This is a genomic window from Bradyrhizobium oropedii, assembly GCF_020889685.1.
Lineage (GTDB): Bacteria > Pseudomonadota > Alphaproteobacteria > Rhizobiales > Xanthobacteraceae > Bradyrhizobium > Bradyrhizobium oropedii.
In genome coordinates this window covers 25240-34401 of record NZ_JACMYO010000082.1, presented here as the reverse complement: position 1 = coordinate 34401, position 9162 = coordinate 25240, and the positions used below count along the sequence as shown (strand labels likewise).

Annotated in this window: 9 protein-coding genes; 5 read left to right on the top strand and 4 right to left on the bottom strand. The window is 65.3% G+C overall.

All coding sequences use genetic code 11. From position 1 onward, the window contains the following. Nucleotides 1-24: 24 nt before the first annotated feature. Nucleotides 25-759, bottom strand: coding sequence for a HugZ family pyridoxamine 5'-phosphate oxidase (locus tag H8A95_RS22765; protein WP_229185125.1), 735 nt, complete (start codon nt 757-759; stop codon nt 25-27). Between the two features lie 239 nt (nt 760-998). On the opposite strand from H8A95_RS22765, the gene H8A95_RS22760 reads away from it, so the two are divergent. The 5 genes from H8A95_RS22760 to H8A95_RS22740 all read left to right on the top strand — a co-directional run bounded on the left by H8A95_RS22760 (nt 999) and on the right by H8A95_RS22740 (nt 4995). Continuing rightward, nucleotides 999-1700: a response regulator transcription factor gene (locus tag H8A95_RS22760; protein ID WP_024578921.1), complete on the top strand. Its 702-nt coding sequence runs from the start codon at nt 999-1001 to the stop codon at nt 1698-1700. Nucleotides 1701-1810: 110 nt separating this feature from the next. Further along, nucleotides 1811-3619, top strand: coding sequence for a stimulus-sensing domain-containing protein (locus H8A95_RS22755; protein WP_229185124.1), 1809 nt, complete (start codon nt 1811-1813; stop codon nt 3617-3619). Beyond that, nucleotides 3616-4056, top strand: a complete 441-nt coding sequence (locus H8A95_RS22750) for an HPr kinase/phosphorylase (RefSeq protein ID WP_229185123.1) — start codon at nt 3616-3618, stop codon at nt 4054-4056. The genes H8A95_RS22755 and H8A95_RS22750 overlap by 4 nt, the downstream gene beginning before the upstream one ends. Nucleotides 4057-4270: 214 nt before the next feature. Next, entirely contained in the window at nt 4271-4672 is a 402-nt protein-coding gene (locus H8A95_RS22745) for a PTS sugar transporter subunit IIA (protein WP_021076632.1), read from the top strand. Next, nucleotides 4669-4995, top strand: coding sequence for an HPr family phosphocarrier protein (locus tag H8A95_RS22740; protein WP_229185122.1), 327 nt, complete (start codon nt 4669-4671; stop codon nt 4993-4995). Before H8A95_RS22745 ends, H8A95_RS22740 begins: the two co-directional genes overlap by 4 nt. A 140-nt stretch (nt 4996-5135) precedes the next feature. On the opposite strand, the gene H8A95_RS22735 is transcribed toward H8A95_RS22740, so the two are convergent. From H8A95_RS22735 to H8A95_RS22725, 3 genes are all read right to left on the bottom strand, one after another. Then, the gene (locus H8A95_RS22735) at nt 5136-6749 is read right to left on the bottom strand and encodes a glycosyltransferase family 39 protein (protein WP_229185121.1); all 1614 of its coding nucleotides are present in this window, start codon (nt 6747-6749) and stop codon (nt 5136-5138) included. A 173-nt stretch (nt 6750-6922) separates the two neighbouring features. Further along, nucleotides 6923-7714, bottom strand: coding sequence for a M15 family metallopeptidase (locus H8A95_RS22730; RefSeq protein WP_229185120.1), 792 nt, complete (start codon nt 7712-7714; stop codon nt 6923-6925). Beyond that, complete coding sequence (locus H8A95_RS22725) at nt 7715-9100, bottom strand: YARHG domain-containing protein (RefSeq protein WP_229185119.1); 1386 nt, start codon at nt 9098-9100, stop codon at nt 7715-7717. Nucleotides 9101-9162 lie beyond the last annotated feature (62 nt).

Below are 9162 nucleotides of genomic sequence, written 5' to 3'. Positions count from 1 at the left end.
GTTCGGAGCGAGCCGATCGCTCCGCTATCCCTTGGCGCGCGCCTCGCCGGCGAGCCGCACCAGCATCTTGCGCAGCTCGGTGCCGTTGGTGACCCGTTCGGGGAAATCGAGCCGCAGCGTGTTGCGGCCGGCCTGCATGTCCATGCCGTCGGGGTCGCAGCCGGTGCAGAGCCAGTCGGCGCTTGGCGCGCCGAGCAGGCGCGTGGCGTAGAGGTTCATGGCCTCGCGGTGATCCTCGTTCATATGCGCCACCGCGCCCGCCTCGGCCTCCAGCAGCGCGTCGGCGCCGCCGAGATCAGTCAGGACTTGCACGGGCCTGAGGTCGACGATACGGCCGAACCCGGCGACCAGATGGGCGCCGCTCGGCCGGATCACGAAGAACGAAAAATCCTTAAATTCTACAAAGGCTTCCGCCGAAGGATGGGCACAGAGATAGCGCCTTTGGACGAGCTCCTGCTCGGCCTCCGTGGCCTCCTCCGCCCGGCCGGCCAGCATGATCCGGGCGCCTTCCAGCGGATCGCCCTCGGCGCGCTCGTCCAGCATCAGCGACACCCTGTTGTCGGCAAGGATGTTCTTGGTGTGCAGCGCCAGCCGGGAAATCAGCAGGATCGGCGCGCCGTCGGGATGGCTCGCCAGGTTGACCAGCGAGCAATAGGGATCGCCGGTGCCGGCCATCAGGGTTGCAAGCGCGCCCTGGCGGCTGCGGCGGAGCAGCGAGTGGGCAAGACGGGCAGGATCGAAGTCGGCGGTCGGTTGCATGGGCCTATCGGGGTCATTTTGGGGCGAATCGGGCCGGTTCCCTTTGAAAAAGGGCCTTTTCTCACGGTCTCAGGGTGCTATATGGGGGTCCATCGCATGGGTCGCAGAGCGTTATTTGCGGAACTCGGTCACACTTCAGCCCAGCTTGCATTGCTCGTTGACCGCGCTCGAAGCCCATTTCTAACGGCGAGTCGCCTGAGTGCCCGCCGTTTAAGCCACTCTCATTGTGAAAGCAGCTCATGCCCACAATCGCCTTGGTCGACGACGACCGCAACATTCTCACGTCGGTCTCGATCGCGCTCGAAGCCGAAGGCTATCGCATCATGACCTACACGGACGGTGCGTCGGCGCTGGATGGGTTTCGCACGTCGCCGCCCGATCTTGCGATCCTCGATATCAAGATGCCGCGCATGGACGGCATGGAAACGCTGCGCCGGCTGCGCCAGAAGTCCGACCTGCCGGTGATCTTCCTCACCTCGAAGGATGAGGAGATCGACGAATTGTTCGGCCTGAAAATGGGCGCCGACGATTTCATCCGCAAGCCGTTCTCGCAGCGCCTGCTGGTCGAACGCGTCAAGGCCGTGCTCCGTCGCGGTCAGCCGAAGGACCCGGCCGCCGCACCGAAGGAGCCAGACGCCCGCGCGCTCGACCGCGGCCTGCTGCGGATGGATCCGGAGCGCCACACCTGCACCTGGAAGAACGAGCCGGTGACGCTCACCGTGACCGAATTCCTGATCCTGCAGGCGCTCGCCACCCGCCCCGGCGTCGTGAAGAGCCGCAACGCGCTGATGGACGCAGCCTATGACGACCAGGTCTATGTCGACGACCGCACCATCGACAGCCACATCAAGCGGCTGCGCAAGAAGTTCAAGGTGGTCGACGACGACTTCGAGATGATCGAGACGCTGTACGGCGTCGGCTATCGCTTCAAGGAAGCCTGATCTGCGCCTCCCGGGCGGCTTGTTGACTGACAGGCTCCGCACGGCTGGGGTAAGCTCGGGCAAACATCTGCTTCGCGGGACGACATCCATACCAACCGGCAGCTTTGCCAGTGCTTGATCGAACGCAGCTCGAGCAAGGCCAGAACACCGAGGACGCCTCGCAGCTCCTCGATCAAGAGGCCGTGGCCGACGACGCCGTGCAGGACAGGGGCTGGCGCCGTCCGCTCGGCTGGCTGCGCCGCGCCGGTCAGTTCTTCTTCGCGCTGTCGTTCTCGAGCCTGACGCGCCGCATCGTCTCGCTCAACCTCGCCGGCCTCGTCGCCCTCGTCGCGAGCATCCTCTATCTCTCGCAATTCCGTGCCGGCCTGATCGAGGCGCGCACCCAGAGCCTCCTGGTCTATGCCGAGATCATCTCGGAGGCGATCGCGGCGTCTGCGACCGTCGAAGGCAATACCGTCACCATCGATCCCGACCGGCTGCTCGACCTGAAGCCCGGCGAGAGTTTTGGCCAGCCGGATGAATCGGCGGACTTCTCGATCAATCCCGAGCGTCTCGCGCCGATCCTGCGCCGCCTGATCGCGCCGACCAAGACGCGGGCCCGCATCTTCGACCGCGATGGCGGCCTGATCCTCGACAGCCGCAATCTGTTCGCGCGCGGCGACGTGCTGCGCATGGAGCTGCCGCCGCCGTCGGAAAAGCCGTCGCTCTATGAGAAGAGCAAGGCCACCATCAAGACCTGGCTCAACCGCGGCGACCTGCCGATCTACCGCGAGCTCGGCCCCGAAGGCGGCAAGGGCTATTCAGAAGTCGCGCAATCGCTCGATGGCATGAAGGGCAGCGCGGTGCGCGTCACCGACCGCGGCGCGATCATCGTGTCGGTTGCCGTTCCCGTGCAGCATTTCCGCGCCGTGCGCGGCGCATTGATGCTGACCACCCAGGGCGACGACATCGACCAGCTGGTGATGTCCGAGCGCCTCGCCATCCTCAAGATCGGCGGGGTCGCCTCCGCCGTCATGATCATGCTGTCGCTGTTGCTGGCGAGCACGATCGCGGGTCCAGTGCGGCGGCTTGCCGACGGCGCCGAGCGCGTCCGTCACCGTATCCAGACCCGCGTCGAGATTCCCGACTTCACCGGGCGCCGCGACGAGATCGGCCATCTCTCCGGCGCGCTGCGCGACATGACCAACGCGCTCTACAGCCGCATCGAGGCGATCGAGATGTTCGCCGCCGATGTGGCCCACGAGCTGAAGAACCCGCTGACCTCGCTACGCTCGGCGGTCGAGACGCTGCCGTTGGCGCGCAACGAGAATAGTCGCGGGCGACTGCTCGCCGTGATCGAGCATGACGTCAGGCGGCTCGACCGCCTGATCTCCGACATATCAGACGCGAGCCGGCTCGATGCCGAGATGCAGCGTCAGGACATGGCGCCGGTCGATCTGCGCCGGCTGCTGACGACGCTGACCAGCGTCGCCAACGAGACGCGGCTCGGCCACGACGTCGCCGTCGAAGCCCGCTTCGAGGGCCGCGGACCGACCGATTCGCTGTCGGTGCCCGGCCATGATTCCCGGCTCGGCCAGGTGATCTCGAACCTGCTGTCGAACGCGCAATCGTTCTCCAAGCCGGGCGACAAGGTGCGCATCGTCTGCCGCCGCACCCGCGGCGAGGTCGAGATCGTGGTCGACGATGACGGGCCCGGGATCGGCGAGGACGCACTGGAGCGGATCTTCGAGCGCTTCTACACCGACCGGCCGCACCAGGGCTTCGGCCAGAACTCCGGCCTTGGGCTTTCGATCTCCAAGCAGATCATCGAAGCGCATGGCGGGCGCATCTGGGCGGAGAACCGTCCGGGCCCTGCGGACGAAGACGGCAAGCCCATCGTGGCCGGCGCACGTTTCGTGGTCAGGCTGCCAACACTATGAGCGACAATTCAAGCGTGCACGCATCCGCCGTTCTGGTCGGCGAGCGTGCGGTGCTGATCCGCGGCCCGTCGGGCTCCGGCAAGTCGCGCCTCGCCTTCGATCTGATTCTCGCCGGACGCTCCGGAGCACTCCCGCCGGCCATTTTGGTGGGGGATGACCGTGTCCATCTCGACACAGCCGGCGAACAATTGTGGGTTCGCCCGGCACCGCAATTGGCCGGTTTGATCGAGATCCGCGCCCTCGGAATCCGCCATTGCCCGTTCGCAAGCGAGGCCGTGGTCGGGCTGATCGTCGACCTCGCCGCCGACGATGCCGAGCGGCTGCCGCCGCCCGAGGCGCTCAGGACTCGCCTTAATGGCATTATATTACCGCGAATTGGCGTGCCGGTCGGCTTCCAACCCCTGCCGCTGGTTGTCGCTGCGCTGACGACAACCTGAAAGTTCATGATCCCGTAATCTTGCGGCCAATTGTGGGAAGGGAATTGGTAACCATATCACATCCACTATCGCGCCGGATTTTGCCGGCGCAGCCTCCCCTCTCTACCGCCAGGAACCGGGAGACTAGCCAAGATGCCCCCTTGCGCGGGGCCTCTGGATGGTCAAAGTGGCGCGTTCGTGCGGTGCACCAAAGGGCGCCCGCGAGGAGTTTCCGATGATTGGTCTAGTGCTGGTGACCCATGGGCGCCTTGCCGACGAGTTCCGAGCTGCGCTCGAACACGTCATGGGTCCGCAGAAACAAATTGAAGCGATTACGATCGGGGCCGAGGATGATTCCGATCTCTGTCGAAGCGACATCATCGAAGCGGTGAATCGCGTCGATAGCGGCGACGGCGTTGCGATCCTCACCGACATGTTCGGCGGCACGCCGTCCAACCTTGCGATCTCCTGCATGAGCCGTCCCAAGGTGGAAGTGCTCGCAGGCATCAATCTTCCCATGCTGGTCAAGCTTGCCAAGGTTCGCGAGGAGCGTTCGCTGCCCGACGCGATCGCAATGGCGCAGGAAGCCGGCCGCAAATACGTCACCATCGCCAGCCGCGTTCTCGCCGGCAAATGAGCGACGAGGCCCCGGGCGAAAACCATGTCGGCCCGGGCGTGCCAGCGGGCGCCATCTCGCGCGAACTCCTGATCGTCAACAAGCGCGGCCTGCATGCGCGGGCGTCGGCCAAATTCGTCCAGCTGGTCGAGCGCTTCAACGCCGAGATCTGGGTCACGCGCGGCGGTGAGACCGTCGGCGGCACCTCGATCATGGGATTGATGATGCTCGCCGCAGGGCCCGGCACCACGGTCGTGGTCTCCGCGAAGGGCGCCGAAGCGGAGCAAGCGCTCGACGCCATCGCCGAACTCGTCGCCAGCAAGTTCAACGAGGAAGGCACGTAGCGGCGGCTCGCCCCGTTACGCTGAGCGAAAGCCTATCACCGTCATCCTGAGGAGCGCGAAGCGCGTCTCGAAGGATGCACGGCCCAGGCGGTGGCCGATTCATCCTTCGAGGCTCGCTCCGCTCGCACCTCCAGCGACAACTACTTCGCCGGCGGCACCAGATAGACCTTCCACACCGTCGACGGACCGGGATGGCCGTTGAAGAAGCGCGTGGTGTTCATCACCAGCGGCTCGGCATTCTTGGCATTCTCGGCCATCCACGCCTCGCATGGTTGCAGGAACACCGGATCGGTGGTGTCGCAGACGCCGATGAAGCCGAGGCGCCTGGCTTCCTCGAGCGACGTCAGCCCCGACGACCACGCTTCGCCCGGCACCAGCGAGGCCGGATGATCCGGACTGTAGAACGTCATCGGCTCACCGATGTCGGAACGTGCGACGACCACGGCCCAGCGCGAATGGAATTTGTTCTGCCAGGTCTCGGTGAGCTCGCGCGCGAGCTCGGAGCGCGCGGCGTAGGTCGAGCCGCCGATACGGTTGGAGGCGATCTCCTGCGTGGCGATGCTGGGCGCGGCAATCAGCGTAACCATCGTCGCCACGAACCAGACTGCCGTGATCGAGAACAGCGCCATGCGCGGGAAGCGAAGCGACGGGATCGCAACCAGCGCCAGCGGCACCAGGAAGAACAGCGGAATGCCCCAATCGGTCTTGATATAGACGGTGAACGCCAGTGCGCCGAGCGGCGGTCCGATCGCGACGATCGACTGGATGATCCAGACGTTGAGCGCCTGCGGAAGCTTGACGCCGGGATTGGGGCCGCGCGACCAGATCCGCGCCAGCACGTCCGACGGTCGCCACGGCACCGATCCCAGCAGCAGCGCCACGAGGCCGAGCGCGGTCGGAATCGCGAGCAGCCCAACGTTGTGCACGATATAACCGATGACGAGCTGCACATTGAGCGCGCGGCTCGACAATGCGTAGACGTCGCCGGCATAGGTGAACGGGACGAAGTTCACCTCTTCCAGCCAGACCAGATGCGGAATCATCGCCACGAGCATGGTGCCGATCGCAACCCACGGCGCCGGCGAGCGCAGGAATTGCGTCCGCTGCGGATGGATCAGCGCGGCCAGCCCGATGGCGCCGATCATCGTCACCACCCAATATTTGGTCATCAGCGCCAGCATGCCGGCAAAGCCGAGCCAGAGACCCGATTTGAAGCTGCGCTTCTCGAACGCGTTCAGATAGGCCAGCACCAGCAGCGGCAGCGGCACCAGCTGCGCGAGGTCGGCGTTGTATTTGAAACCCTTGAAATTGAAGATCGGGTAGAGCGCGAGCATCACCACCATGAAGAACGCGCGGCGGCGATCGACGACACGCAGCGCGATCAGCCAGCACACGACAAGCGCGAAGCTGACGGTGGCCATCGCGAGCGCATAGGTCGACCAGTTGGTGACAGGGAAAATCCTGAACCAGACCCCGGCGATCCAGCCCGACAGCGGCGGATGCTTGCCATAGCCGAGCAGGAAGCGCTGACCCCAGGCATAGGCCTCGGCGACATCCATATGGACGTCCTGCGCGGCCTTGAGCTTGACCAGGATCATCGTCCACAGCACCGCGTGGACCAGCGCGAAACCGATCACGAACCACAGCCCGGTCTTGGGATCGGTGGCGCGCGAGGCAATCCAGGCGGCGATCCGCCGGATCGTCAGTCTGCGGGTGGTGCGCCGGGCGGCGGGGAGTGTGGACGCGGTCGACATGGCCTGTGCCTGAGGCATGCCCCGGAAAAGTGGAAAGTGGTTTTCCGAAGGGATCACGCCGAATGGAAGTGGAGGTGCGATGAGTAAGTGCTCACCAGCATTTCACCGCGCTTTAGCGCGTTTTTGTGGCCAGTAAAATCAGCTTGGCGTGAGAATGCCTCAAGCCGGCCGATTCACTGTTCGAGAAGCTCGGGCCGGTATTCGAAATGCATGGTATCGTAGTGATACCACTTGCCGCCCCAGATGAATCCGTGGCGCTCGAAGATGTCGACGATCTCCCGCGGCATTCGGTTCTTGTAGGGGATGGTTTTACCCTTGCTTTCCCCCTTGCCTTCCCCCTTGCGCGCCCACAGCCAGTAATCGGAAACCTTCAGGTTGAGGTCGATCGCGGCGGCATAGCCGTGCATGCTCATCCGCCCGGTATCGGCGACGGCGCGACAAGACAGCACACCCGCGATCGGAAACGCGGCGGCGCGCAACGCCGGATCGAGCGCCTCGATCTCGGCGGAGACCTGCTTGAGCCGCTCGGCGACGCCGTTGACCCGCGTGACCTGAACCGGCTTGCCCCAGGACCGCGGCAGCCAGGTGATCGTCACCAGGTTCCGCCTGACCTCGGCCGTATTGCAGTCGCCGTACATCTTCTTGAAGAACGCCTCGTTGCGGAAGCGGCCTGGATCGACGTTCTGCGTCGGCGGCGCCGATGGCCCGGACGGATAGGGCTGCCGCATCTGATCGAGGATCGATGCGTTGCGCAGCATCTGATCGAACGACTTGCCGGAGACGCCGTCGTCGACCGGCATCACCGTGCCGTCGCGCCAGGTGATCGTGGTGTCGTCGTGGGCGGACAGCGCATCGGGATAGGCGCGCACCAGGCGGTCAAGCAGTTCGCTTTTGCTCTGAGCGTGCGCAAGCGGCGGCAGCAGCGCCAGCAAGGCAGCAAGACAGGCCGTCCATCGCGCGGCCATTCAGCGCTTTCCGAGCTGATCGATCAGCGCGACATTGGCCTCTTCGATCGCGTTCAGCCGCGGATTCCAGCTGTTCGGCGCATACCAGGGGAAGCGCGAAAAATACGCCTTGAGATCGGCGGAATCGAAATAGCGCCCCCTGCGGGCGAAGATCTCGTTGCGCGCGATCCGCAACTCGTCCCACGACAGCCGCCGCAGATCGGCCGGCGTCAGCAGGCGCCGGTCGGAATCCGGGAAGATGAAACCGGCTGGCGCAGCGCTGCCGGCTTCGAAGCGATCGATCAGCGCGATATTGGCGCTCTCGACCGCGTTGAGCGGCGGGTCCCACGAACGGGGCACATACCACGCAAACCTGCTGAACCGTGCGGTCAGGTCCGGCGCGTTGAAGTAGCGGCCGCGCCGCGCGAAGATTTCATTGCGGGCGATCCGCAGCTCGTCCTTGCTCAGCGCGCGGAGATCGCTCTCCGACAGCAGGCGGCTGTCGGAATCCGGGATGATGAAGTCCGATTGCGTGCGCACCAGCGGCGGCGCCGATGGAGGCAGACTCTGTGAAGGCGGGCTCGGCGGCGGCGGGCTTTGCTGCGGCGGGATCACCGTTGCCGGCGGATCGGCGGTTGCGACCTGCGCAGGCGCGTTGCCGGCAAAATAGAACGAGCCGTCGATCGGCGAGGTCGAGACCCAGGGCTGCTGCGCGCTGCCGGTCGCGCGTTTGACGACGAGGCCGACCTGATTGAAGGCCTGCAGCACGTCGAGCCCGGGCTTCTGCATGGTGTCGACCAGCGCGCGCGTATAGGGACTGTGGCCGTCATCGCCATCGAGCGCGACGTTGCCCGGCTGGGTCGCGTAGGACAGCAGCGTGCCCTCCGGCGCGCGGATCTGGGCGAGACCACCGTCGGCGGCGCGCAACCCGCGGCCGCCGAACGGATTGTTCCGGCAGGCGTCCAGGATGACGATGTTGAGCCGCGTGCCCGCGCCTTCCATCTGCCGCAGCACCAGGCCGACATCGACCATCTGAAAATCGACATCGGCCTCGCGTGTCGGATTGGCCGACACCGGCACCAGATAATTCGTTCCGCGCACCTGGATGCCGTGGCCGGCGTAGTAGAACAGCGCGACGTCCGCACCCATCAGCTGGCTGCCGAAGCGCTGGATCGCGCTATCGAAGCCGGCCTTGTCCAGATCGACCTGGGCCTGCCCGCCGACCAGCGCAAAGCCCAGCCGCTGCAACGTCTCGGCCACGAGCTGCGCATCGCTCTTCGGGTTCTGCAGCCGCGACACGTTCTGATAGGTGGAATTGCCGACGACCAGCGCCACACGCTTGTCGGCGGCCGCGGGCGCCGCGAACAACATAGCCAGCAATCCGGCGGCGAGAAGGGTCCAGCGCATCGTCAGATCCACGGTTTTGGGCCGAAAGACCTAGCAGAAACATGCCCGGAAATCGATCATTG